General features: G+C 69.2%; 23 protein-coding genes. 12 read left to right on the top strand and 11 right to left on the bottom strand.

Annotated features, from left to right (window positions below):
- Nucleotides 1-17: 17 nt before the first annotated feature.
- The 5 genes from C1746_RS23030 to C1746_RS19220 all read right to left on the bottom strand — a co-directional run bounded on the left by C1746_RS23030 (nucleotide 18) and on the right by C1746_RS19220 (nucleotide 5,353).
- Nucleotides 18-542: a UGSC family (seleno)protein gene (locus C1746_RS23030; RefSeq protein WP_273701425.1), complete on the bottom strand. Its 525-nt coding sequence runs from the start codon at nucleotides 540-542 to the stop codon at nucleotides 18-20.
- 25 nt (nucleotides 543-567) lie between these two features.
- Complete coding sequence (locus tag C1746_RS19235) at nucleotides 568-2,010, bottom strand: thioredoxin (protein ID WP_116716389.1); 1,443 nt, start codon at nucleotides 2,008-2,010, stop codon at nucleotides 568-570.
- A gap of 78 nt (nucleotides 2,011-2,088) precedes the next feature.
- The gene (locus tag C1746_RS19230; protein WP_116716388.1) at nucleotides 2,089-3,738 is read right to left on the bottom strand and encodes an ABC transporter permease subunit; all 1,650 of its coding nucleotides are present in this window, start codon (nucleotides 3,736-3,738) and stop codon (nucleotides 2,089-2,091) included.
- Nucleotides 3,738-4,631, bottom strand: coding sequence for an ABC transporter ATP-binding protein (locus C1746_RS19225; protein ID WP_116716387.1), 894 nt, complete (start codon nucleotides 4,629-4,631; stop codon nucleotides 3,738-3,740). Before C1746_RS19225 ends, C1746_RS19230 begins: the two co-directional genes overlap by 1 nt.
- On the bottom strand, nucleotides 4,628-5,353 hold the full coding sequence (locus C1746_RS19220) for a TetR/AcrR family transcriptional regulator (protein ID WP_162867974.1): 726 nt from the start codon (nucleotides 5,351-5,353) through the stop codon (nucleotides 4,628-4,630). The genes C1746_RS19225 and C1746_RS19220 overlap by 4 nt, the downstream gene beginning before the upstream one ends.
- A gap of 144 nt (nucleotides 5,354-5,497) precedes the next feature.
- On the opposite strand from C1746_RS19220, the gene C1746_RS19215 reads away from it, so the two are divergent.
- Nucleotides 5,498-6,781, top strand: coding sequence for an alpha/beta fold hydrolase (locus C1746_RS19215; RefSeq protein ID WP_116716385.1), 1,284 nt, complete (start codon nucleotides 5,498-5,500; stop codon nucleotides 6,779-6,781).
- 5 nt (nucleotides 6,782-6,786) lie between these two features.
- Here C1746_RS19215 and C1746_RS19210 read toward each other — a convergent pair whose 3' ends face one another.
- The 4 genes from C1746_RS19210 to C1746_RS19195 are packed head-to-tail and all read right to left on the bottom strand — an operon-like array spanning nucleotide 6,787 to nucleotide 9,318.
- On the bottom strand, nucleotides 6,787-7,362 hold the full coding sequence (locus tag C1746_RS19210; protein ID WP_162867973.1) for a hypothetical protein: 576 nt from the start codon (nucleotides 7,360-7,362) through the stop codon (nucleotides 6,787-6,789).
- Between the two features lie 47 nt (nucleotides 7,363-7,409).
- Nucleotides 7,410-8,423, bottom strand: coding sequence for an NADP-dependent oxidoreductase (locus C1746_RS19205; RefSeq protein ID WP_116716383.1), 1,014 nt, complete (start codon nucleotides 8,421-8,423; stop codon nucleotides 7,410-7,412).
- 33 nt (nucleotides 8,424-8,456) lie between these two features.
- Nucleotides 8,457-8,993, bottom strand: a complete 537-nt coding sequence (locus C1746_RS19200) for an HAAS signaling domain-containing protein (RefSeq protein WP_414627943.1) — start codon at nucleotides 8,991-8,993, stop codon at nucleotides 8,457-8,459.
- Complete coding sequence (locus C1746_RS19195; RefSeq protein ID WP_116716381.1) at nucleotides 8,986-9,318, bottom strand: PadR family transcriptional regulator; 333 nt, start codon at nucleotides 9,316-9,318, stop codon at nucleotides 8,986-8,988. The genes C1746_RS19200 and C1746_RS19195 overlap by 8 nt, the downstream gene beginning before the upstream one ends.
- Nucleotides 9,319-9,363: 45 nt before the next feature.
- On the opposite strand from C1746_RS19195, the gene C1746_RS19190 reads away from it, so the two are divergent.
- From C1746_RS19190 to C1746_RS19145, 10 genes are all read left to right on the top strand, one after another.
- Nucleotides 9,364-9,819: a hypothetical protein gene (locus C1746_RS19190; protein ID WP_116716380.1), complete on the top strand. Its 456-nt coding sequence runs from the start codon at nucleotides 9,364-9,366 to the stop codon at nucleotides 9,817-9,819.
- A gap of 151 nt (nucleotides 9,820-9,970) precedes the next feature.
- Nucleotides 9,971-10,312: a DUF5655 domain-containing protein gene (locus C1746_RS19185; RefSeq protein ID WP_116716379.1), complete on the top strand. Its 342-nt coding sequence runs from the start codon at nucleotides 9,971-9,973 to the stop codon at nucleotides 10,310-10,312.
- 50 nt (nucleotides 10,313-10,362) lie between these two features.
- The gene (locus C1746_RS19180) at nucleotides 10,363-12,432 is read left to right on the top strand and encodes a cell wall-binding repeat-containing protein (protein WP_116716378.1); all 2,070 of its coding nucleotides are present in this window, start codon (nucleotides 10,363-10,365) and stop codon (nucleotides 12,430-12,432) included.
- A gap of 151 nt (nucleotides 12,433-12,583) precedes the next feature.
- Entirely contained in the window at nucleotides 12,584-13,183 is a 600-nt protein-coding gene (locus tag C1746_RS19175) for a hypothetical protein (protein ID WP_116716377.1), read from the top strand.
- Nucleotides 13,183-14,733 carry a peptidoglycan-binding protein gene (locus tag C1746_RS19170; protein WP_116716376.1) on the top strand — a complete coding sequence of 517 codons (1,551 nt, stop codon included), beginning with the start codon at nucleotides 13,183-13,185 and terminating at the stop codon, nucleotides 14,731-14,733. Before C1746_RS19175 ends, C1746_RS19170 begins: the two co-directional genes overlap by 1 nt.
- On the top strand, nucleotides 14,730-15,455 hold the full coding sequence (locus C1746_RS19165; protein ID WP_116716375.1) for an ABC transporter ATP-binding protein: 726 nt from the start codon (nucleotides 14,730-14,732) through the stop codon (nucleotides 15,453-15,455). The genes C1746_RS19170 and C1746_RS19165 overlap by 4 nt, the downstream gene beginning before the upstream one ends.
- Complete coding sequence (locus C1746_RS19160; RefSeq protein WP_116716374.1) at nucleotides 15,452-16,666, top strand: ABC transporter permease; 1,215 nt, start codon at nucleotides 15,452-15,454, stop codon at nucleotides 16,664-16,666. The genes C1746_RS19165 and C1746_RS19160 overlap by 4 nt, the downstream gene beginning before the upstream one ends.
- Nucleotides 16,667-16,688: 22 nt before the next feature.
- Nucleotides 16,689-17,387: a response regulator transcription factor gene (locus tag C1746_RS19155; RefSeq protein WP_116716373.1), complete on the top strand. Its 699-nt coding sequence runs from the start codon at nucleotides 16,689-16,691 to the stop codon at nucleotides 17,385-17,387.
- Entirely contained in the window at nucleotides 17,384-18,745 is a 1,362-nt protein-coding gene (locus C1746_RS19150) for a sensor histidine kinase (protein WP_116716372.1), read from the top strand. The genes C1746_RS19155 and C1746_RS19150 overlap by 4 nt, the downstream gene beginning before the upstream one ends.
- A gap of 103 nt (nucleotides 18,746-18,848) precedes the next feature.
- Nucleotides 18,849-21,515, top strand: a complete 2,667-nt coding sequence (locus tag C1746_RS19145) for an efflux RND transporter permease subunit (RefSeq protein ID WP_116716371.1) — start codon at nucleotides 18,849-18,851, stop codon at nucleotides 21,513-21,515.
- Here the strand turns inward: C1746_RS19145 and C1746_RS19140 are convergent.
- A complete protein-coding gene (locus tag C1746_RS19140; RefSeq protein WP_116716370.1) occupies nucleotides 21,431-23,530 on the bottom strand; it encodes a thioredoxin domain-containing protein in 2,100 nt (699 codons plus the stop codon). The genes C1746_RS19145 and C1746_RS19140 overlap by 85 nt on opposite strands.
- Before the next feature lie 29 nt (nucleotides 23,531-23,559).
- Nucleotides 23,560-24,396: a DMT family transporter gene (locus tag C1746_RS19135; RefSeq protein ID WP_162867971.1), complete on the bottom strand. Its 837-nt coding sequence runs from the start codon at nucleotides 24,394-24,396 to the stop codon at nucleotides 23,560-23,562.
- 131 nt (nucleotides 24,397-24,527) lie between these two features.
- Here C1746_RS19135 and C1746_RS22250 point away from each other — a divergent pair, with 131 nt between their 5' ends.
- Nucleotides 24,528-25,112, top strand: coding sequence for a helix-turn-helix domain-containing protein (locus C1746_RS22250; protein WP_240599072.1), 585 nt, complete (start codon nucleotides 24,528-24,530; stop codon nucleotides 25,110-25,112).
- The last annotated feature ends 8 nt before the right edge of the window (nucleotides 25,113-25,120 follow it).

Genomic DNA, 25,120 nt, shown 5'->3' with positions numbered 1-25,120 from the left:
GTCCACAGTCCGCAGGGCTAGCTGTCGGCCGTCAGTGCCTCCACGACGGACTCGAAGATGTCGTCCGCGTAGGCCACCATCTCCTCATCCGTCCGGTCCTGGATCGGGTGCGGGGTGAACACCCGCGCGGCGGACGGGAAGCCGAGCGACGTCGACTGAGCCGCGGCGGCCTCGATGAACTGCTCCGACGCGACGAAGACGCCGGGGAGACCTCGAAGCTCGAGCTCTGCGATGTCATGCACACTGCACGACGTGCACGAGCCTCAATCAGCCAGCGCCTCGATGACGAGATGGCACTCCTCGGCGATCTCAGCCCGAAGGTCCGGTGGTGCCGGCTTGGAGAAGGTGGGCTTGCGGTAGCGACGGACGGCGACCCCCTGCTCGCCCAGCCGCTGCTCGATGCGGTCCAGGAACACGTCGCCACGAGGCTTGGAGATGTCGAGCAGGGCGACGGTCTTGCCCTCGAGCGACGCGGGTCGCGGCAGCGGTTGCCGCTCAGCGACCTGCTGCTCACCGGTCGGGTCGAGGATCGTGATCGGCATGGCCAGCTCCGGGTCGGGGACAGGGTCAGTATTGCACAGCCCGCGTGACCGGCTCCGAGCCCATCTCGCCGTTCACCCAGCCGCCGATGATCTCGCTGAACAGACCGGCGCCCCCACCCGCGTACGCGAGCATCAATCCACCGGGCCGGAACTTCGGGATGGCCTCCATCTCACCCATCTCCGCCGGGATCCCCTCGGCGATGCCGCCGGCCCCGCGGATGAGCTCCGACCCCGGTCGGGTGCAGTGGGAGGTGATGAGGTCGGTGATCTCTTCTCGATCCATCCCGGCGTCGGCGAAGACCCTGGCGTGCTCGGGCCCCATCACCAGGACGGCATCGAAGGCGATGACGAGCTTGGGGTGGTGGAGGGCCTGCAGGCTAGCCGCGAGGGACCGCGCCAGGGAGTCCGGCTCCCGGGAGATCTGGTCGACCACGCAGCGGGGCCCCTCACCGGCGAAGACGGTCACCGCATCGACGCCGTCGTCGATTCCGTGCTCCCCCGCAAGACGGCCGTACGGACTGTCACCGTCGTTCTCGGCGAAGCAGAACGAGAGCTTGCCCGGTCCACCGTGGGTCGACCGGTCCACCTCCCCGGGACGACCTCCACCGACGTTGCGCACCACCAGTTGCAGGGCCCGACCGATGGTCGAGTTGGCGCGGTTGCCCTGCCCGAGCGCGTTGCCTCCGGCGTTCATGCCGATGGCACGCGTCCCGGGGCCGCTGCAGATGATCACCGGCCCGACGGGCATCGTCGTGGCCAGGAGTCCGTGCATGTTGAAGGTGTCGTTGCAGGTGGCCTCGACCGCGGTCAGCACCCAGGGGAGGTACTCCGGCCGACAGCCGGCCATCACCGCGGCGATGGCCACCTTCTCGACGGTTACATCGACCAGATCGGGTGGGACGGTGGCGACGATCTCGGCGGGATCGCGGGCTGTGCCCTCCAGCATCGCCGTCACCCGGGCCTCGGTGGGCGGCACCACCGGCAGACCGTCGCTCCACCCGCGTGAGAACATCATCTCGATCGGATCCTCAGCCGATCCGAGCTCGATCCGGCGGGCTGCGAGGCGTGACCCGGAGAACCGCGCCCGGAGCGCATCCACGCGGCTGGGGTCGACGGACATCGAGCCGCACCCGGGCCGCATGGCCGGAAGTTCGGCACCAAGATCCTCGACGCCGCTGATGCGCTGCCACTCCTGGCGATCCCAGCCGACGGTGCGCTCGACCTCATGGCCGTCAGACACCCGGATCAAGGTGGGCACCGTCTCGATGTCGTGGTGCCAGCTGACCGAGAGGTCCTCGTCGTGGACGACGTCGGCTGCTGGCGGGAAGGCGGGGTTGTCCTGGGAGTAGATGCTCGCCCCGAGTTCAGCCTGCAGGCGAGTGAGCACACCCACCACGGTCTGGCAGGTCTCGCACTCCTCCTTGACCACTATGACGAGCCCGTCGGGCAGTGTCGGGGCGTTGGTCATCGTGGCTCCAGTCCTCAGGTGTGGGCAACACGCTAGTACGTGGTGTGGTGCGCCGACCTGCGTCAGGTCGATCCGTGCTCAGCCCCGCAGGTCCCGACGATTGAACGCCGTCACCGCGGCACCCGCCAGCAGGCCGAAGAGCACGAGCAACACCCCGGCATCGGTCCACGGGACATCACCGGACAGCGGATCTCCCCCGTTGAAGTAGTGGAAGGGTGAGAGTGCCGCGAGGGGCTCGAACGACTCGGCCAGCGGGAAGAACGACTCCATCATGTAGCCCAGGAGCCCGATCCCCGCAGCCGTGTAGATCGCCACCTTGGTGCGACCGGTGGCGGCCGCGACCAGCAGCGCGATGCCACCGTGCACCAGACCCAGCAGGGAACCGAGGATCGAGATCGTCATGATGCCGACGAGGCTGACGTCCAGACCGGCCAGCACCACCCCGACCATCGTCATTGCGGCGGTGACCACGGCCAGGGCGAGGGCGTAGGCCAGCAGGGCTCGGACGATGCCCAGCACGACCTGGGTGCGGGAGACGGGGCTGGCCAGCACCAACCCCATCGTGTGATCATCCTCGGCCCCGGACAGCGCACGTGCAGCAACCGAACCCAACAGCGTGATCGCAACCAGCGGCAACATGATCGAGAAGACCTGCTGCTGCAACCAACCGCTGGGCGTCGACACGTCGGCCCCCCCAACTGCAGCGAGCAGCGCGTCTGGTGCGTCAGCGAACGTGGCGGTGAACGACTCGGGAAGGATGGTGTACAGGGGGCCGGACGCGAGCCCCAGGTAGACCATGATCAGCGAACACGCGGTGAGGAGCGCCTGCCGGTCGGAGATGGTCTTGGCCGTCAAGCCGGAGACGCGCGTCGAGCCGGCGAGCCGCTCGGCCAGCGCCCGGGTCCGGGGGTTCGTGCGCAGCCAGTCGAGCACTGTCCGTCCCCCGCCGCCACGCAGATCTCGGCGGGCGAACCCCACGACGGCGACCACGCCGAGCGCCAGGCTCAGCGCGATCAGCACCGAGAGGTGCCCCCAGTTGATGCCGTTCAGCTCCGGCTGGCTGCTGTTGAAGTAGTACCAGGGGAACGCGCGGGCCAGCTCCGCTGTGGACGCGTTCAGCGGGAGGAGGGAGGTGGCGAGCCAGCTGATCACCATCGCACCAGCGGCTGCTCCGACCGCGGTCAGCTGACGGCCGGTGACGGCTCCGACAGCAAGTGCCAGCATCCCCCACACGAGGGCTCCGGCCGCCAGATGGGTCGACAGGGCGGCGACCTGGATCCCGGTCACGTCCACATCGAGTACGAGGGGCACGAGCCGGCCCGCCGCCCACAGCAGCACGCCGGCAACCGCCACCAGGGCCACCAGTGCTGCGATCTTGGACAGCACGACCTGGCGGCGGCTGCGGGGATTGGCCAGCAGCAACCCCATCGTCCCAGCCTGTTCCTCACCGGCCACGGCGCCGGCACCGATCGAGATGGCGACACCAGCCACCGTCATCGCGCCCATCAGGTCGTACATCGCGCCGTACGCAATGCCGCCGATGCCCCCGAGGTCCGCGGAGATGCCGAACGCCTCGAGCATCGGTGCCGGTAGTTCGTAGTAGAACGCCGTGTCGATCTGGGTGTAGACCGCCATGGTCATCAGCAGCAACACCGCGATCCCCACACCCGCGTACAGGATCGAAGTCCACCGGTCGCGCAGGCTCTTCGTGGCCATGGTGGCGAGCATCACGCCTCCTCGCGGTAGTAGGCCAGGAAGATCTCCTCCAGATCGGCTTCCTGGGAGTTGATGTCGACGAGTTGATGGGCCCCGGCCACGGCCAACAGCTCCGACATGTGCCCGCCCCAGGACAGCCTGATCGTGTGGTGGTCGACTTCCACGTCCTCCGCGCCGGCAAGCGCCGAGAACGGAGCCGTGTCGACGGGGTCCTCGAAGGTCATCTCCACCCGTCGGATGGCTTTCGACCGCAAGGCGTGGACCGACTCGACATCAACCAGGTGTCCCTGACGGATGATGCCGACCCGATCGGCTGCCCGTTGGACCTCGCTCAGCGTGTGGCTGGACAGGAAGACGGTGCGCCCGACGTCTGCGACCTCACGCATCAGGGCCTGGAACTCCTGCTGCACCAACGGGTCCAGGCCGGTGCTGGGCTCGTCCATGATGATCACCTGCGGTTCGTTCATGAAGGCTTGGATCAGCCCGATCTTCTGGCGGTTCCCGGTCGAGTACTCGCCGACCTTCTTCGAGAGGTCGGCCCCGAGGCGGTCGGCCAGCTGGTCCACGACCGCCCAGTCCACCCCGCCGCGGAGGTTGGCGAAGAAGGTCAGGGTGTCCCGGCCGGTCAGGTTGGGGTACAGCGCCAGATCACCGGGCAGGTAGCCGATGTGGCGCCGGATCTCCACGGCGTCGGCGTGCGAGTCGAGGCCGAGGATCTGGGCGCGCCCGGCCGTCGGCCTGATGAGATCCAGGATCGTTCGGATCATGGTGGTCTTCCCCGCCCCGTTGGGTCCCAGGAAGCCGAAGACCTCGCCCCGGTCGACGGTGAGGGTCAGGTCGACCAGGGCCCGGACGTCCCCGTAGTCCTTGGTCAGTCCGGTCGTCTCGATGGCGTACGCGGTCATTGCTCGGCCTCCTTGCTGAGCGTCTCTTCGCTCGATGGATCGCTGTCCCGGGGCTGCTCGTTCGGGGACTCCGCTCCCAGCACCGTCCTGATCTGGGCGCGGACGTGGGCGGGGATGAGGTCGCCGGACATCAGGTCGAGTGCGGGCAGCTGGTAGTTCCGCAGTGCCTTGGGGCTGGTCATCAGGTCCGTCGACAGCAGATCCACGCCGAGCAGGGCGTTGACGTGTTCGTGCAGGACGATGGCCCCGAGGGACCAGATGGTCAGCACGGTCGCCGCGCCACGGAGGTCCTCGACCTGCCCGATCACACCGGTCTCCTGACCTGCCTTCAGGTACCCGACGGCGTCCTCCGCCATCTCGGCCACGAGTTCGGCGACGTGCGGGCTGCCATCGGTCAGGGTGCGCGCGAGGTAGGCGAGCACGGGGAGGTCGATCGAGGTGTCCCGGGCAGCTGCCAGCGGATCCAGGCTGCCTGCGCTCATCGCACGGGTCTTGCTCCGACGGATGACCGCAACCACATGCTGGTCGCAGACCACGCGCAACCGATCCATCGATCCGAAGTGATGGATCACCAGGCCCGGTGACACGTCGGCGTCACGCGCGACGCCGCGGGCGGTGGTGTCGGCGACGCCGTGGGCCGCGATGTGTCGGATCGCCGCATCCCGGATCCGAGCAGGGGTCGATTGCTCCTCGAGTGCCGCCTCCGCCGATCTTGAACTCACGTTCAGCATACTAAACATCTGTTCAATACTCGTCAAGATCGGTCGATTGGGACGGCGACATCGACGTGCCCGCCGGTCACAAGCCCGTCCGGACACCTCGGCCTCGTGGAATCGTCCGACCGCATCACGTAGCGTCCCGCGGCGATGGCCGACCAACCGTCACGGCGAGTATTCGACGCCGACGCCGCTCACCCCAGCGTGCAGGCGCTGGTTAGCCGGTACCTGCCCGGCCGCGTGACCGATGGCACCACGAAGATCTTCCGCCTGGTCGTCGAGGACGAGCACGACGTCATCATCGGGTGCGACCACATCTCCGCGAGAGTGGTCACGCCCGGTGAGGATCCGGTGGACGCGACCATCCGGATGGATCAGCGGTCCTGGCACGACCTGGGTCGAGGTGCGGTCAGCGGCCTGGAGCTGTTCTTCCGCGGCGCCCTGCGGATCGAGGGAGACCTGAACGATGCGCTCGAGTTGGACAGCCTCTTCAGCCGCCCACCCCGGTCTCCCTGGTCCGGCTGGCATCCGCGCATGCGGACCGTCCAGATCGAGCTGCCGATGCGCAGCGGTCGCCACGTGCCCGTCCGCCTGGCGGTGTACACCGCCGGTCCGACCGATGGGGATCCGGTGGTGTTCATCCACGGCCTGGGCGCCTCCAAGGTCTCCTTGCTCCCCGTGCTCGCCCCTGTGGCGCGAACGCACCGGGTCATCGCGATCGACCTGCCGGGATTCGGCCACTCCGACGCCCCCTGGGACGCGCCCTACACACCCGAGTGGCTGGCACAGGCCGTCGTGCTGCTCCTCAGCGGACTTCGCGTTCGCGATGCCGTGCTGGTCGGCAACTCCCTCGGTGGCCGGCTGGCCGTCGAGGTCGGGCTCCGTCACCCCGAACTGCTCGAGGGTGTCTTCCTGCTCTGTCCTGCCATGGGCTTCGAGGCGCACCGTCCCATCCGCCGGCTGCTCGGCATCGCGCACAGCTCCGAGGCCGGCGCACACGACAGCGTGCCAGCGCCGGTGCCGTGGCGGACCCGCGGGTCGATCGGCCGGGCCGTGGTCGATCGTCTGCTGGCCTCGCTGCTGGCTGACCCCTCACGGGTGCCGGCAGCCAACCTGGCTGCTGCCCGTGACGACGTCCTCCAGTCCGTGGCCGCCGCCCGGCACCGCAACGCGCTCTTCTCGACGGCCAGACAGGTCAGCAAGGAGGACGACGATGCCTTCTGGGACCGGGTCCCCGGCCTGACGGTGCCGTCGTGCTGGGTGTTCGGGGACAGCGACGTCCTGGTCAACCCGACGCAGGCCGAGGTGGTCCGTGCCGCGCTACCCGATGCCGAGGTCGAGGTCTGGGAGGACACCGGCCACCTGCCACAGTTCGAGCACCGACATCGCACGGCGGAGCGGCTGCTCGACTTCCTCTGGACGTTGGGTCAGTAGCCGTCCTACCCCGTGGCGGGCGTCGGCGTCGCTCCCCGCTGGACGGTGGCGCCGCGGGCCCATCCGAGCGCAAACCCGACCAGCAGGATCACACCGGTGACCACCCAACTCTCGGGCTTGTAGATCATCACAGCGACCAGCGCAACGGACACCCCGGGCAGCGAGTGGACCGGGCCCCACAGCGATGGGGCGCCCACCGCGTTCCGGATCGGAGCGGGGACCGGGCCCTCGTCCGGCAGATCGGTCAGCAGCCCGCGGATCCGCCGCCCTCCGATCATGGGCCCGACCGGTGCGAGGAGGAGCAACGCCACGGCGCCAAGGGTGATGAAGGGGTGGGAGAAGCCGCTCCGCGCGTCGGTGGTCCACACCGCGCCGGCGAGGTGGCCACCTGTGGCGAGCGACGCCACGGCCGAGCCGAGAACGACGAAGCCCGCCACCCGCACGGCCCGCAGCCACTCCCGCAGCATCGGCGAGGTGGTGGCCTGGCGAGCCCGAGACCCGGCGTAGACCTGGGCCACGCCCCCGCCGACCATGCCGATCGCGGCCAGGACGTGGATGAAGATGGCTGTGGTGTCGATCATCCCGGCCAGGGTCGCACTCGGTCGGGTCCACCGCAGGGGCACCAGGCTCAGGGTGAGACCGAGACCACCATCTTCCCGGTGTTCGCCCCGGCCAGCATGTCGATGAAGGCCTGGGGGGCGTTCTCGATGCCCTCGACCACCGTCTCGTCGTGGCGGAGCTTGCCCTCCGCCAGCCACTGACCGGCCTCTCGGAGGAAGGCCGGACGGATGTCGTTGTGATCGCTGACGATGAAGCCCTGCATCCGCAAGCGCTTGCCGACGGCGAACATGAGGTTGGCCGGGCCGGGAACGGGGTCGGTGGCGTTGTACTGGGCGATCATGCCGCACAGCGCCACGCGGCCGAACGGACGGAGCGCGTGGATGGCGGCTTCGAGGTGGTCGCCCCCGACGTTGTCGAAGTAGACGTCGATGCCGTTGGGGGCGGCGTCGGCCAGCAGGTCAGTGGGTGAGCCGTCGCGGTAGTTGAAGGCGGCGTCCACGCCGAGTTCCTCGGTCAGGAAGGCGACCTTCTCCGCCGATCCGGCCGAGCCGATCACGGCCCGCGCGCCACGATTGCGTGCCATCTGGGCCACGACGGACCCAACGGCACCAGCGGCACCGGAGACGAAGACGGTGTCACCCTCTTTCATCTCAGCAATCGTGAACAGCCCGACGTAGGCGGTCTGGCCCGTCATGCCGAGCACGCCGAGGTTGGCACTCAGGGGAACGTCGGCCTCGGCGACCGGTTGGGTCTGAGCCGCGGGGAGGACGGCGTACTGCCGCCAGCCCAGCCCGTGCACGACGTTGGTGCCGACCGGCAGGTCCGGGCTGTTCGACTCCACCACCTCGCCGACGGCGCCGCCCTGCATGGTCTCGTTCAGCTGGAACGGCGGGACGTAGGACTTGCGGTCCCGCATCCGCCCGCGCATGTACGGGTCGACGGAGATGAACCGGTTGGCCACAACCACGTCACCCTCACCGGGCTCACGCACCGCCGACTCGACCACCCGGAAGTTCGCAGGGGTCGGCTCGCCGTCGGGGCGTGAGACGAGGTGGACGTCGAGGCTGGTGCGATCCGTCATGCCGGCACACCCTACTGGGGGTGCCGCCGGGACTCACTCCGTCGCGGCCGGTGCGGCGGGTAGGTCGGTCGTTGACCCGCCGGTCGGGCTCGGCGCCAGGAACAGACCGCCGATGATGCCGAGCACGAGCGTCGTCGTGCTGATCGCCAACGCTGCACTGATTTGCCAGGGACGTTCAGCCGTGGCAACACGGGCGATCAAGCTGGCTATCGCAGTCGCCAGACCGAGGGCCAGTGCCAGGAATGGCACGAGTGGCAGCAGAACGAGTGACAGTGCCGCGCTGCCCAGTAGCAGCCACCAGCGGGACGTCGGGGCTGCCTCCCGCACGTCGCCCGGCGGTGGGTCGTGCTCCACGTCGGCGGCGATCGCCTCAACCGGTCCTAACTCGTCCAGGATCTCGCCGACGTCCTCCATTCCGGCGGACATGGCCTGCTGGATGTGTTCGGCCACCGATCTCACGACCTCCTCGCGAGTGGACGCATCGGTGTGCATCAACGACCGCCTCAGGTCCTCGAGGTAGGCGTGGGCCAATGGGTGAGCAGACGGATCGGTTGGTACTCGGTCAGGCATCTCTTGACCCCAGCATGGTGTCGACGTCCTCGGAGAAGGGTTTCCATACCGAGCGGAAGGTCGCAATTGTCTCGTGGCCCAGGTCGGTCAGCGCGTAGTAGCGCCGCGGTGGCCCAGTGGGCGACTCCTCCCATCGGGTGCTCACCAGTCCGCGCTTGCGCAAGCGTCCAAGAAGCGGATAGAGCGTTCCCTGGGCTTGCAGCAGTGTCTCGCGCGCCATGAGTTCCTCCGCGATCTCCAGGCCATACGCCGGACCCTGCTCAAGCACCGCGAGCACGCAGAACTCAAGTGTTCCCTTGCGCAACTGGGTCAGTTGGAGGCTCACCTCGAGACACTTGAACCGACGGAACGCCAGCGGTTCGTCGACACGATGCTTTCTGCGCGGACGGAGACCACCGTCCTCGCACCAGTACCCATCGATGAGGAAGCTCGCCGAACCGCACAGATCTACGCCGCCAACGGTGAGCCGCTAACCATGCAAGCCGCCGGCTGCTTCACTGGTCGCACCAACGACAAAGAGACCTCCACGGTCGGTAACACGCTCTACACCTTCTACACGGTGGTGGCATGGTGCGCCTCCGGGAACACTGTCACGTCGGCCTCCCTGCGGGATGCCGGTGGGGAGACCCAGACCCCCGGGTGGCGCTATGAGGGGGTGACGGCCAGTGATGGCGGCGTCGTTGCGAACGAGGCCCGCGCCTACGCCAGTCACCGCTTCATCCTGGGCGCTGGGCCGTGGGACGTCATCACTGCCGATGAGTGTCTCCGGGCCAGGCGCACCGCCGACGGCACCGGGCTCTCGGATCGGACGTGCGGCATCTTCTAGCGCGCGCTCACCGAGCATCGTGGCCGGGACCATCGGGTCTCGGCCACACGTCCGTACTGGGTGTCGCAATACTGGGCGGATGCCCGAGTGGACCTGCCCCGATTGCCAGCGAACCTTCGGTCGTCGCAACGCAGGCCACACGTGCGCCCCGATGATGTCGCTGGAGGAGTGGCTCGAGACCTCCCCGGACCACGAACGGCCTGTCGCGGAGAAGCTCATCGACCTCGTCGGCTACCTGCCGGACGCGCGGATCGAGCCGGTTCAGGTCGGCCTGTTCATCAAGCGGAGCAGCAACTTCGCGCAGCTCCGCACCATGACCAAGTGGTCGTCCTTCACCATCAAGCTGGGTCGTGAGGTTCCCCGGCCGGCCCCGGACCGGAAGATCCAGCGGATGGGCAGCCGCTTCTTCCACACCTACAACCTGCACCGCCCGGAAGATCTGACGGAGACGCTGGCGGAACTGCTGGGGGAGGCCTACGACTTCGACGAGTAATCGTTCGACACGACGGTGAACCGTCATCCGCCGTCAGGCGTTCTGGCTTCATGCGAACCCTGCTTGCGCCGCTCACCCTCCTCCTCGTCGTGGCCGCGACGGTCCCAGCGACCGGCCAGGCGCCGCCACCGATCGACACCGCGCGGATCGACGTCATCTACAGCCAGGGCTTCGAGCTCTACGGCCAGAGCCTGTCCGGGGAGTACCGGACACGACTGCCCTTCCACGACGGCGAGTCCCTGATCCTCGAACGAGGGCATGGCACGGTCGATTGGCTCCCCGGCGGCGATGTGGTCGTGTACGCCGACGACGAAGGAGTGAAGAGCGCCGCCCTGGACGGCTCTCGTGAGCCGGTGCTCCTGGCGTCGGGAACGCAGTTCTTCTCGGTGTCCCCTGACGGCCGCCACGTCGCACTGGCGGGCACCGAGGTCGTCGACGGGGCGACCGAACTCGGGCTCCTGCCCCTCGACGACCTCGGCCGCCCGGATGGGCCGCTGCAGCGTCTGGATCCCACGGATGCCGTGCAATCCCTCGGCATGCCCGTGTGGGCGCCGGATGGCTCGGCCTTCGCCTTCACTCGCGGCGATCCCGCCACTCCGTACCTCGACCTCGTCGTCGCCGAGCTGAGCGTCGACCGTCCCCTACGCGTCGTCGAAGAGCGACGGCTCATGGCGCGCGAGGACTACCTGCTGGTCTCGCGGCCGGCGTGGACCCCGGATGCGACGAGTCTCGTCATCAGCGCGGTCCCACGCCTCGGTCAGATCGGAACACCACGGGCGCTCTACGAGGTCTCACGAACGGGTGGCATCCAGAAGCTGCTGGGGGGAACGATCTGGCAGCCCGACACGCCGCTCGTCAGCCCGGACGGGCAGGAGGTCCTGTACCTCCGCAACTGCTACGAGGACCGCACCATCGAGACGTGTACAGCCACCAACTCGGCGGACTCGCCGGAAGGAGGCGTGTGGGCACTGGATCTGGCGACACGCGCGGTGCGCCAGGTCGCGCAGATCGCGGGCCGTGAGTTCGGGCTCACCATCACACCCGATGGCCAGACCGCGGTCTTCGCCAGCTCCGGCGGCGGCACGTTGGAGTTCAACCTCGTCGCAGCCCCGACGTCCGGCCAGGGCGACGCACTGAGACTGCTGGATCGCGAGTGGATCTACCTCGGCAGCCCCAGCGTCAAGCCGGGCATCTCGCAGCAGGTGTCGGGCCCATCGAGAGTGGAGACGGCCGTTGCGGTCTCGCGGACCACGTTCCCGGCTGCCACCAGTGTGGTCCTGGCTCGCGCGGATGCCTACCCCGACGCGCTGGCCGGCTCCGCGCTGGCCGGCTCCCTCGGTGCTCCGCTGCTCCTGACCCCAACCGCGGAGTTGGCGACCTCGGTCGCAGCGGAGATCCGGCGACTGGGCGCCACGGATGTGGTGATCCTCGGGGACGAGACAGCCGTCTCCGCCGTCGTGGCCGATCAGCTCCGCGAGATGGTCGGAGTCATGACCATCGATCGCCTCGCCGGGCCCTCCCGCTTCGACACCGCTGCCGCCGTGGCCGCGCGGCTCGACGCCACCCACGGCTACGTGGTCCTCGGCGGGGCGTCGGATCCCCAGTCAGGCTGGCCGGACGCGGTTGCGGCCGCGGGACTGGCCGCCCTGACCGGCGAACCGCTGTTGCTCGTCGAGTCGACGCGCATCCCCGAGCCGACGGCTGCCCTCCTGGGAGCGGACGGGATCGAGGAGGTCACGATCATCGGTGGCGAGGCCGCGATCACGCCCGACGTCGAGCGGGCCCTCCAGGCACGTGGGGTGACCGTCCGGGCGCGGCTGGGAGGTGCGACCCGGTACGAGACGTCGCGCCTCGTCGCCGAGAGGACCGTCCAGTTGGTCCCCCCAGGGGGACCGCTGTGGCTGGCGACCGGTAGGGACTGGCCCGACACCCTGGCCGCGGGTCCGGCCGCAGCCATCTCTGCGGGGGTGCTCCTGTTGGTGGACGGAGCCGCAGGCGGGCCAGGAGAGCCGGCCCGCGCCTTCATCTCCGCCTACCCCGCCGAGGAGGTGTTCATCGCGGGAGGTGCGGACGTGGTGGCCCCACAGGTGCGCGTCGCGGTCGAGGCAACCGCGCCGTGATCACAGCCGATGGGCGGGGACCCGGAGGTCCTCCTCGTCGGTGATCTGGACCGGGTGGGCTGCTCCTTAGATGATCTTTAGGTGATTCGTCGGGATCACTTGATGTGCGGAGGGACGGTGTCCTTGTTCCCACCGATCAAGGAGTCCCGAGATGTCACGTCCCACCGTCCGCCGACTGGCGCTGCTGGTGGTCGCCGTCCTCGCGCTGGCCGCGTGTGGATCCGACGACAGCGCTGAGGAATCCAGCAGCGCCGACCTGGCCACACTAGATGGCAGTACCGCCAGCAGCGACGCCGACCAGGCGGACGCAACCGAACCCCCCACTGAGGAGGAGGCTGCGCTCGCCTTCGCCGCGTGCATGCGCGACCAGGGGATCGACTTCCCCGACCCCCGCATCGACGGCGAGGGTCAGTTGGACATCGACCCCCAGGACCTGCAGGGGATCGGGGAGCAGCCGGGGATCCAGGAGGCGTTCCAGACCTGCCAGTCCGAGGTCGAGGGCGCGACGTTCGCGCTGGGTGATGTGGACCAGACCGAGCTCACGGACCAGGCCGTCGCCGTCGCACAGTGCCTGCGCGACCGGGGGTACGACGCGGAGGATCCGAGCATCGGTCCACCCGGTGCCGGTGGTGGAGGCGGCGGGTTCAGCCAGATCTTCGGCCCGGACGTCGACCTGCAGGACCCCGACGTCCAGACCGACGTGCAGGCGTGCGCCGACGAGGCCGGTCTGACCATCGGCGGTGACCAGTGATGGGGCGCAACCTGACACGCCGGTCGAGCGTGACGCTGGCCGTCGCCGGCCTGCTGCTGCTCAGCCTGGCTGCAGCCGGGTGGTTCGGCAGCGACCGGGCTGACGCCGGCACGGAGGATCCCGTGACCGCCGACGACGCGAGCGCGAACGGCGATGCGGCGGAACCCGGCAGCGACACCTCGGGCGACTCGCCCGGCACCGCTCCCGTGCGCGTCACCGACCTGGTCGAGGAGACGACCCTCACGGGCTCCATCTCCTCGGGTGATCCGGTGACCATCTCAGCTGGCCGGGACGGCACGGTGACCGCGGTGGCCGGCGACGCCGATCGGCTGGAGCGGGGTGACGTGATCTACGCCGTCGATGCCGTCGATGTCGTCGCGCTGTACGGCGACCTCCCCCACTACCGTCCACTGGCCCTGGGTGACACGGGAGACGACGTCCATCAGCTGGAAGCCAACCTGCTGGCGCTCGAGTTCGACGCAGATGGGGCGTTGGATGTGGACGGCGCCTTCGACGAGAACACGCAAGCCGGGCTCGTCGCCTTCCAGGCCGAGTACGGACTGCCACAGTCGGGCGAGCTCGACCCCGGCACCGTGCACGTGATGGACGGCCCGGCGCTCGTATCGGAGAACGCGGTCTCGAAGGGCCAGCGAGTGCAGACGGGGTCGCTGGTGCTGACCGTGGTCGTGACGGATGTGGTCACCGTGGTCAGCGGCGGTCCTGACAGTGGCGTGATCACCGGCCGGATCGAGGTGGAGACCGCCGTCGAACATGGTTCGGTGGTCCTCGAGGTCGAAGGGGACCCGGTCGTCGCCGTCATCTCCCACACGCGCTTCGATCGGGAGCTGAGCCTCGACGCAGTGGGTGATGACGTGCGTGCCCTGGAGGAGGCGCTCACCTCGCTCGGGTTCGATGCCGCTGGCGATCTCGAGGTCGATGACACCTACGACGACACAACTGCCGAGGCGGTGGCGGATTGGGAGGGCTCCCTGGACCTGCCCGAGGACGGGATCGTGCAGGTCGGTCAGGTCGTGGGCGTCCCGCCCGAGACCACGGTGTCGCGGGTCCACGTCGAGGTCGGTGATGAGCTGACATCCCGGACCGTCCTGTTCGAGGAGGTGCGGACGACCCAGACGGTGGTCGCCGAGGTGCCGCTGGACGAGCAGGCCCTGGTGGCCGTCGGCGACGAGGTGCGGGTGACCCTGCCCGACGGCACCGAGGTGCCGGGGACCGTCGAGGAGATCGCCGCGATCGCGACTCGTTCCACCGTGCCCGACGAGGACGACTACGTCGAGATGACGGTCAGGACGGACCTGTCGAGCGCCGCCGGATGGGTGGATGCTCCGGTCGACGTGGACGCCGTGGAGGTCGTGTCCGAGGGTGTCATGGTCGTTCCCAGTGGCGCGCTGGTCGCGCTGCAAGAGGGTGGCTTCGCCGTCGAGGTCGTCGGTCGCGGGTTGGTTGGTGTCAGCACCGGCGACTTCGTGGACGGACTCGTCGAGGTCGCCGGCGACCTGGCCGAGGGGGACGCCGTGGTGGTGGCACGATGAGTACGCGATGGACGACCACGGAGTCCGGACCGCCAGCTCTTCAGGTGTCGGCCGTCACCAAGATCTACGGGACGAGATCCAATCCGGTTCACGCCCTGGACGGTGTCTCGTTGCGCGTGATGCCTGGCGAGCTCCTGGCCGTCGTGGGCCCGTCCGGCAGCGGCAAGTCGACGCTGCTGCACATCATGGGAACGCTGGATCGACCGACCAGCGGAACCGTCATGATCGAGGAGACGCAGACGACCACGCTGGACGACAAGGCCCTGGCGGGTCTTCGGGCCGCACGCATCGGATTCGTGTTCCAGCAGTTCCACCTCCTGGCGGGCACCACCGCCCTGGAGAACGTCGCCGCTGGACTGCTCTACCTGGGGGTCAGTGCGGCCGCCAGGCGAGAGTCTGCCGGAGAGGCGCTGGAGCGCGTCGGCTTGGGTCATCGCCTCGACCATGTGCCCAACAGCATGTCGGGCGGGGAGCGCCAGCGGGTCGCCGTCGCCCGGGCCCTGGTGGCCCGACCTGCCTTCGTCTTGGCCGACGAGCCCACGGGAAACCTCGATTCCCACTCCTCCGGCGCCGTGATGGATCTCATCCACGAGTTGCACGACGACGGCACGACCATCGTCGTCATCACACACGACACCTCGATCGCGACATCGCTTCCTCGGCGGGTTGAGCTCCTGGACGGACGGGTCGAGCGGGACACGGCCCTGGCGGTGACGGGATGACGGCTGCGACCGAGCCCGCCACCAGTCGTCTGGCCCTGCGGGACCTGCTCGGTGTCGGGACCCACGGCCTGCGGACCCGCAAGGTCCGGGCCGCGCTCTCGGCGCTCGGCATCGCCATCGGCATTGCCTCGCTGGTCGGCGTGCTGGGGCTCTCGGAGTCCTCCCGCTCGGACCTGATCGATCAACTCGACGCCCTCGGCACCAACCTGCTGACCCTCGAGGCCGGTAGTGGCTTCGGCACGGGCGACAGCGAGCTGCCCGACGAGGCGCTTGCCCGGGTGAACCGCGTCGGCACCGTCCAGACCAGCGCACAGCTGTCGGAGCTCCCCGATGCGCCGCGTCGGTCATCCTTCGTGGACGAGGGCATCACGGGCGGCATGACCACCTACGCCGTCTCGGGCGACCTGTTGGGCACCGTCTCCGGATCCGTCGCCGCTGGGACCTGGTTGACCGACGCCACCGAGCAGTACCCCGGGGCGGTGCTGGGCGCGGTCTCGGCGGAACGGCTCGGCGTCACCGATGTCCACCTCTCGACGGGCGTCAGCGTCACGATCGGCGAGGTCGAGGTGCCGGTCGTGGGCATCCTCGACCCGTTCCCGTTGGCGGCAGACCTCGACCGGGGGGTGTACGTCGGCCAGCAGGCCGCGAGCACCTTCCTGGATCCCGACGACGCGCTGACCCCGACCCGGATCTACACCCGCGTGGCTGACGGGCAGGTCGAGGCCACCCGCGAGGTGCTGGCGGCAACGGCGGACCCCGAGACGCCGGAGGAGATCCAGGTCTCCCGACCCTCCGACGTGCTCGAGGCCCAGGCGGCGGCGGATAGCCAGTTCGCGTCGCTGTTCCTCGCGCTCGGCGGCGTCGCACTGCTGGTGGGTGGCATCGGCATCGCCAACGTGATGGTCATCGCGGTGATCGAGCGCCGCTCGGAGATCGGTCTGCGCCGGGCCATCGGCGCGACTCGGGCGCACATCCGACGGCAGTTCCTGACCGAAGCGCTGGTGCTCTCCGTGGTCGGCGGCCTGGTCGGGGTTGCCATCGGCGCCGGCGTGACCGCGGGATACGCAACACTGGAGGGGTGGCGCATCATCATTCCGAGCATCGGCGTCGTCGGCGGCTTGGCCGCGGCCGTGCTGATCGGTGGCGTTGCTGGGCTGTACCCCGCCATCCGGGCGTCTCGCCTGTCACCGACCGAGGCCCTGCGGGCATGACCGCCCGACGGACCGGTGGACGATGACCCAGCAGCGTCGAATCCTGATCGTCGAGGACGCCGACAGTCTGCGGACCGCGGTCGCGAAGACGTTGTCACTGGAGGGATACACCTGTCTCGAAGCGCCGGATGGCCTGACCGCCATCGCGATGGTGGAGACGGACCAGCCCGACCTGATCGTGATGGACGTCGGGCTGCCGGGAACGGACGGCATGGCCGTCACGCGACGGCTTCGGCGGGACGGTCGGGCACTGCCGATCCTGATGCTGACGGCACGTGACCACGTCAGCGACAAGGTCGCCGGCCTGGAAGCCGGAGCGGACGACTATCTCGTCAAGCCCTTCGCCCTGGACGAGTTGGTCGCCCGCGTCCGAGCGCTGGGCCGTCGTGCGGGCTGGGTCGAGACACGCGACAGCCGCTTGCGGGTCGGCTCAGTGGTCTTGGACCGGGCGGCTGTGCAGGTGACCAGAGCGGGACAGGAGGTCGTGTTGACGCGTACGGAGTTCGACCTGCTGGCCATGCTCATGGAGCACTCGAACACCGTCCTGTCGCGCGAACAGCTTCTCGAGCGGGTCTGGGGACTGCCGCCGGGGCAGGAGTCGAACACCGCCGATGTCCACGTGGGGCAGTTGCGGCGCAAGCTCGAGGCGGGTGGCCAGTCACGCATGATCCAGACCGTCCGGGGCTTCGGGTACGTCCTGCGCACCGACCAGACGGCATGACCTACCGACGCCGACTGGTCGCATTCGTGGCAACCAGTCTGGCCGCGACCGTCGCCCTCAGCGGCGCCGTCGGTTGGGTCGTGGCCCGTCAGACGATGCTGGGCGCCGTCGACGAAGGCCTGATCACGACGGTCGAGACGCTGCGACAATCGGAGTTCGGGCGAGTGGTGCCCTTCCGACAGCCGTCGGAGGTGCCGCCGGTCCTGCCGACCGAGCTGGTCCCGATCGGTGTGGTGTCGGTCCGCCGAGGGGGACGGGTGCTCTTCGTCGCCGGCAATCAGGATGTTGCCCTGCCCGCGGTGCCGTCGTCCCCATCGGTGGCCGACGCGCCGCTGCTCGAAACCGTCGCGGGCGAGCGCACGACCATGCGCGTGGTCACGGCCGCCGTCACCGACGATGTGGTCCTGCAGGTCGGTCGTCCGATCGACGACGTCCAAGCGGGCCTGACCCGACTGGCCTGGATCGTCTCCGGCCTCACCGTGCTGGGTGCCGGACTGGGCATCGGTCTTGGTCGGCTGATCGCTGATCGAGCGGTCACGCCGCTGGCGCGGGTCGCCTCGGCCGCGGAACACGTCGCCGACACCGGTCAGCTGACGGCTCACCTGCCCGTCGAATCGGCTGGCGAGGACGACGAGTTGGTGGTGCTCGCCGCCTCCTTCAATCGCATGCTGGATCGGCTGGCGGAGTCGCGGCGAGCCCAACACCTGCTCGTGGCCGATGCCTCCCACGAGCTTCGGACCCCGGTAGCGGCAGTGCGTGCCAACGTCGAGCTCCTCAGGCGACTACCGGAGGACGATCCGGACCGCCACGCGCTGATGGACACCACGATCGGGCAGCTGGATGCACTGGCGGCGCTCGTCTCCCAGCTCGTGGACCTCGCCAGGCACCAGGGGCAGGAGCCGCCGTTCGCGCCCTTCCGGCTGGACGACGTGATCGCCGATGCCATCGCGCAGGTGCACACCTTCGACCCAGACGCCGTGATCACGGCCGACCTGCGACCGGTGACGGTCACCGGGGCGCCGGATCGCGTGCGGGCCGCGGTCGTCAACCTGCTCGACAACGCCCTGCGGCATGGCGAGCCACCGGTGGAGGTGATGGTGGACGACCGTCAGCTCCGTGTCACCGACAGCGGTGCCGGCGTCGATCCGGCGGACCTCACCCATCTCTTCGAGGAGTTCTGGCGGGCCCCGGAGGCGCGTCGCCGACCGGGTTCGGGCCTTGGTCTGGCGCTCGTGGCACAGGTGGCGGCGGGGCATCGGTGGACGGTCGAGGCGTCGAACGACGGTGGCCTGTCCTTGTGCCTCACCTTCGACGATGCCGGCGACGGGGGCTGGCGGTCTGCCACGGAAAGTCCTTAGGAAGTCCGTAGATTGCTCGCTCGGCTCCTTCAGGTACGGGGTCGACCATCAGGGAGGTCCGGACGAACCGGATCGATTCGCCACCTGACCACAAGGACCCCTGATGGATGCTGTCGCCCGCTCGCTCGCCCGACTCGTCTCGCGCCGCCCGCTGCTCACCGTTGTCGTGGTCGCGCTGCTCACCCTCGTTCTCGCCGGCTACGCCGGCCAGTCCGAGATCTCCAACGACGCCTCTGCGTTCTCGCCAGACACCGAGGAGGTGCTGGCTCAGGAGGTCCTGACCGACCGCTTCGCCGATGAGACCACGGCGGTGCTCCAGGTCGTCGTCGCGGCTGAGGAGGGCGGCGATGTCGTCTCGGCCGACGGGGCCGAGACGGTCGCAGCGGTCACCGAGCTGGCCCAGGACACGTTGGGCGAGGGTGTGGCCGGTCCGCAGGCCGTGCAGTCGTTCCTGCTGCCCGCCGAGCAGGCGGCCCGTCAGTCGGGCGAGGAGCTGTCGGCACTGAGCGACGAGGAGGTCGATCGGTACCAGGAACTCGGTCTGTCGGCGCAGCCCGGGGGCTCAGCGACGCCGGGCGGCGCCGAGGCGTTGGTCCAGCAGTTGCTGTCGGGCGAGGATCCGACGTCGTCCAGCTCTGGGATCGTGCTGCTGCAGATCGACCAAGCTGCGTTCGCTGACGACGCGGCACTCAATCAGGCCCAACAGGACTTCGTTGCGGGTCTGGAGGACGCGGACACCCCACTCGAGGCCGTCGCCTTCTCCACCTCGTTGCTGGCCAGTCCTGATGACGACTTCGGCAGTGAGATCGCTCGCCTGTTCGGGATCGCGGCGCTGGTCATCATCGTGACCTTGGCGCTGGTGCTCCGAGCACGAACCGGTGCTGCGCTCAGCTGGTTCGGCGCCCTTCGTCGGACGGCGGCCGACACCGGACTTGCGATGGGAGCTGTCCTGGTCGCGATCGTGTGGAACCAGGGCATCGGCGTCCTGCTCGGCCCCGACCACCTCGGGGTCGTGGGTGTTGCGACACCGCCCACCCAGGTGGTCCCGATCATCCTGCTGGCCCTCGGCGTGGACTACTCGATCCACCTGCACAGTCGGTATCGGGAGGACCTCCAGCGGTTCGACCCCACCGAGGCGGCGGCGCGGATCGGTCGGACGGTCGGGGTGGCACTGCTGCTGTCGATGCTGACCACCGGGATCGGGTTCCTCTCCAACCTGGTCTCCCCGGTCCCGTCCATCCGTGACCTCGGCATCCTCGCCACGACGGGCATCGTTGCCGTCTTCCTGACGACCGCAACGGTTGTACCTGCGGGACGGTTGCTGCTCGATCGACTCGCAGGTCGCCGAGGCCGTCCCCACGTCACCGCTGAGGTGGCCCCACGCGAGACGTCACTGCTGTCGCGCCTCGCAACGGCTGGCGTCGGTCCGATCACCCGGTTCCCGGGTGTGATCGTCGGGGTGGCCGTCGTCCTGACCGGTCTGGGCGGGTGGGGGTTGACCCAGCTCCCGGTCGAGTTCGACACCTCGGCGTTCCTCCCCGAGGGATCATCCACGGCTCGGGCGTTCGAGATCCTCGACGAGGACTTCGACGGCGGCCTGGGTGAGACCACCGAGGTGCTGATCAGCGGGCCTGACGTCCTGACGCCCGAATTACACAACTCGCTGGCCGACGTACCGAACGCGCTGGCCGGCGCCGACGGGATCGTCCAGTCGGGCGCGTCGGCGGATGTCCGGACACCGGTCACAGCCCTCGCTCAGGTGCAACGATCGACAGATCCCGCTGTCACCGAGGCTGTCGCCGAGGCGCAGGAACTCGGTCTCCGACCCGAGGGCACGGTGACGGCGGACGCTGACGTCGCTGCGATCTACACCCTGCTGAGCGGAGTCGACGCCGGGGTCGCGGCCACGGTCGACATCGACACCACGGGCGACGCCGCGATCAGGGTCTCCGCGCGCACGCAGAGCGCTGTTGTCGGCAGCGAGCAGATCCGCGACGCCGTGGATGCCGCGGTCGAGCCGGCCCGCTCGGCGGGCGCCTCCGCGGTCGTCACCTCCCAGCAGATCATCTCCGACGATGTCACGGCGCTGCTCGCGGACTCCGTCGTCGTCGGTCTGATCGCAACGCTCGGGATCGTGATGCTGTTGCTGGCCCTGGTCTACGGGCTCCGGTCGGGCGAGTGGCTCCTCGGCGTCATCGTGCTCAGTCCGGTCGTGTTCGTCACCCTCAGCGTCTTCGGGCTGATGTACCTGTCGGACATCCCGTTCGACATCGTGACCGCCATCATCTCGGCGCTGATCGTGGGCGTGAGCGTGGACTTCTGCATCCACCTCGGTGAGCGCTTCGTGGAGGACGTGAAGGAAGCTGACTCGGTGGCGGACGGCGTCCGCTCAGCCCTTCGACACACCGGGGCGGCGTTGGCGGGTTCGGCCGCGACCTCCACCTTCGGCTTCGGTGTCCTGACCGTGGCGTCGATCGTGCCGTTCCAACGTCTGGGCCTGGTGACCGTCTACGCCATGCTCCTCAGCCTGGTTGCGACGCTGTGGGTGCTGCCCGCCATGTTGGTGATCTACCAGCGCCGACGGACCGCCAGAGCCGTTGAGGGCCGCCCCGTGTCCGTGGACCGCTCCCCCCAGGAGGGCCGTCCCGGCGTCGTGACCACGGCGGTGACCGCCGCCGGATCGCCTCACGCGGACGGTGCCGACAGTTGGGCCGCCAACTCACCCGGCTCGGTCGTCGGAGCGTCGCAGACGAACCCACGGCAGACGTAGGCCGTCGGTTGGTCGTCGCGGGTCGGCCGGTCTCGCAGCAGCGGCACGGACGGCGGGTCCTCGCCCCCGCCGATGGCCAGCACCACGCCGGGGCGCCAGGTCTCCCGGACGACGGATGCCAACGCACCGACGTCCCCACCGACCAGCGCGACCTCGACCGGTCCGGCCAGCAGTCGCTCGGCGCCCACGGCCAGTTCCCCGTACCCGAGCGGCGCCTTCGCCAGCCGATCGCCGAAGCGGGTGACCGTTGCGACGGCGCGGTCCCGATAGGCCTGGTCCCCGGTCAGCGCTGCCAGGCGGACGTTCACCTCCACCATCACACTCGACCCCGACGGTTGGGCGTTGTCCCACAGATCGAGGGGGCGCAGCAGCAGGTCGGGCCCCGTCGGATCCCCGTCGACCCCGGTGGCGTAGTAGGCCCCCTCGCCGTCGGCGAAGTCGGCCTCGACCTGCGCGGCCAGCATCGTCGCCCAGTCGACCCACCGCGGATCGCCGTCCGCCTCGAACAGCATCAGCAGCGCACGGGCCAGCAGGGCGAGATCCTCGAGCAGCGCGGGCACCTCGGCAGCGTGACCGGGAGACCACGTGTGCAGCAGCCCGTCGGGCCGACGCCACTCCTGCCGCAGCGACGTCTGGGCACGGATGCCGAACCCGGTCATGTGGTCGGCGATGAAGTACGCCGCGCGCTGGGCGGCCTCCACGTAGGTCGACTCCTGCAGCACCGCACCTGCCTCAGCCAGCGCGGCGATGGCCAGTGCGTTCCAGCTGACGAGGACCTTGTCGTCCAGCCCCGGCGCCACCCGCAGGTCACGCCGCTCTCGCAGCGACTGGCGGACCGCGGCCCAGCGCCGGGCGAAGCCCGGATCGTCCTCCTCGTGCGCTATGACCTCATGGAGGATGTTCGCCCGAGGCGGGGCGTGCCCGTGGGGGTCGGTCCAGTTGCCGTCGACCGTCACACCCAATCGCTCGCGCCACCGGGCCGGGTCCTCACCGACCGCCACGACGGCCTCATCGAACGCCTCGGCCGTCCACACGAAGAACTTGCCCTCGACCCCCTCGGAGTCGGCATCGGTGGCCGAGGAGAACCCACCCTCGGGTTGCTGCATGTCCCGGATCAGGTACTCGGCAACATCACGGGCGACCCGCTCGAACCGAGGCAGACCGGTCATCTGCCAGGCGTGGACCAGCGCACGGAGGAGGAGGGCGTTGTCGTACAGCATCTTCTCGAAGTGAGGCACCAGCCAGCGCTCGTCGACGGAGTACCGGGCGAAGCCACCGCCGACGTGGTCGTAGATGCCACCCCGGGTCATCTTCTCCAGCGAGTGCACGGCGGCCTGGAGGGAGTCGGGGTCGCCGGTCCGCTGATGGTGGGCCAGCAGGAAGTCGATCGACATCGCCTGGGGGAACTTCGGGGCCCGCCCGAACCCCCCATGGGTGCGGTCCCAGGCGGCCACGATGCGCTCGGCAGTGCTGTCCAGCACGTCGGTATCCACCGTCGCGCCGTCACCGAGTTCCTGAGCGTGTCGGAGGTGGTCGGTGATCCGGTCGCTGCCCGCCAGTACCTTTGCCCGCTCCGTGGTCCACGAGCCGCGAACAGCAGCCAGGACTTGCATGAAGGACGGGCGGCCGTGATGGGGTTCGGTCGGCCAGTAGGTGCCGCCGTAGAACGGTCGTCCGTCGTGGGTGAGGAACACGCTCATGGGCCAGCCGCCCTGACCCGTCAGGGCCTGGACTGCCGACATGTAGACGCTGTCCACGTCGGGTCGCTGCTCCCGATCGACCTTGACGTTGACGAAGTGCTCGTTCATGTAGCCGGCCGTTGCCTCGTCCTCGAAGGACTCGTGGGCCATGACGTGGCACCAGTGGCAGGACGAGTAGCCCACGGAGAGGAACACGGGGACATCGCGCTCTCGTGCTGTCTCGAAGGCCTCGTCACCCCACTCGAACCAGTCGACCGGGTTGTCGGCGTGCTGGCGCAGGTACGGCGAGGACGATGAAGCCAGACGGTTGGGCATGGTCTGACCGTACCCGGCAGTCGGCGGGGTCAGGGCAGCGCGATGAGCACCGTCGCCATCAGCGCCATCACGACCCCGCTGACCTGGGAACGGGCCAGTCGCTCCGACAGGACGACCCACGCCAGGATGACCACCCCCACTGGGTAGAGGCTGGTGATCGCAGTCGTCAGGACCAGCAGTCCTTCCCGCGTCGCCAACAGGAAGAGGATGTTGGCGATCATGTCCAGCGCTCCGGAGAGGATGGCCGTCCGCAGGGCGGCGCCGCGGGGGAAGGTGGCGCGCCGAAAGCCCAGCAACCCACCGATCAGCGCCACGCCGGTCATGCGGGCGCCGACCAGTGGCCACAGGCCAGAGTCGTCCGGCGCCTGGTCCAGTCCGACGAAGAACAGGCCGAACAGCACACCGGCCAGCGCAGCGGTCAGCAGGGCGGTGTGCTGGCCCTCCGCCCGGGGTGTCTGGCTGCTTGGGAGGGAGACCAACACGGTTGCGGCCAGCCCCAGTCCCACACCGACCACGGCCAGCAGACCCGGCCGTTCGCCCAGCAGCAGTCCGACCGAGACCGGCAGGACGGCCCCGACCAGCGAGGCCATCGGTGCCGAGAGGCCCATGGCACCGATCGACAGGGCCCGGAAGTAGGCGATCAGCCCGCCGGCACCACCGAGCCCTGCGATGCCACCCCAGGCGAATGCGCTGATCGAGGGCGTGCCGGGCAGCACGATCAGCCCGACGGCGAGGAGGGCGAAGCCGACGACCTGCGAGACCAGGGCCACCGGGGTGGCGTCCGCTCTCCGACTGGCCAGACCTCCGAGGAAGTCAGCAGCGGAGAAGGTGCCGGCTGATGCCAGAGCCAGCAGGATCGCGGTCACCGTTGTAGCCTTTCGGTCAGCATGATGACCGAGACGGTACGCCAACCACGCCCTTCTGGCAACTCTACTGTGCTGACGGTCAGAATAATGACCAGGGGGGTTGATCGCTGGACGTAGATGCGTTGGCCGACGTGATCGGCGCCAACACCCGGCGGTATCGGCTGGCGCTGGGGTGGTCCCAGGATGCCCTGGCCACGGCATCCGGTCTGTCCAAGGGCACTGTGGTGGCCATCGAGCAGCAGCGCTCCAATCCATCGGTGGCGACCCTCTGTGCGCTGTCGGAGACCCTCGGTGTCGGCCTGTCCACCCTCATCGAGGCGCCGGCCGGCCCTCTGGTGAAGCAGCGCCGGGTGGGTGACGCGGTCACACTGTGGTCGACCGAGTCGGGCTCATGCGCCAAGTTGCTGATCGGCACGGACCCCCCGGCCGGCGTCGAGTTGTGGGAGTGGCAGCTGCGGCCCGGCGACCGCTTCGACGGCGCAGCCCACCCCCGGGGGACGACGGAGACGATCCGGGTGTCGGCGGGCGTGTTGGAGGTGACGGTCGGCCCCCGCTCGACTGAGATCACCGCGGACGACGTCCTCGTGTTCCAAGCCCACGATCGACACACCTACCGCTGCGTCGGTGACAGCGTGGTCACGTTCTCCATGTGGATCGTCGTCGGGGACGAGGGCGAGATGCCAGCACCTCACACCCTCCGACCCGGCGCCGGCTGATGGCGGGC

This window comes from Euzebya tangerina (genome assembly GCF_003074135.1).
Lineage (GTDB): Bacteria > Actinomycetota > Nitriliruptoria > Euzebyales > Euzebyaceae > Euzebya > Euzebya tangerina.
The sequence above is the reverse complement of the archived record's forward strand: the minus strand, read 5'-3'. Positions and strand labels throughout refer to the sequence as shown.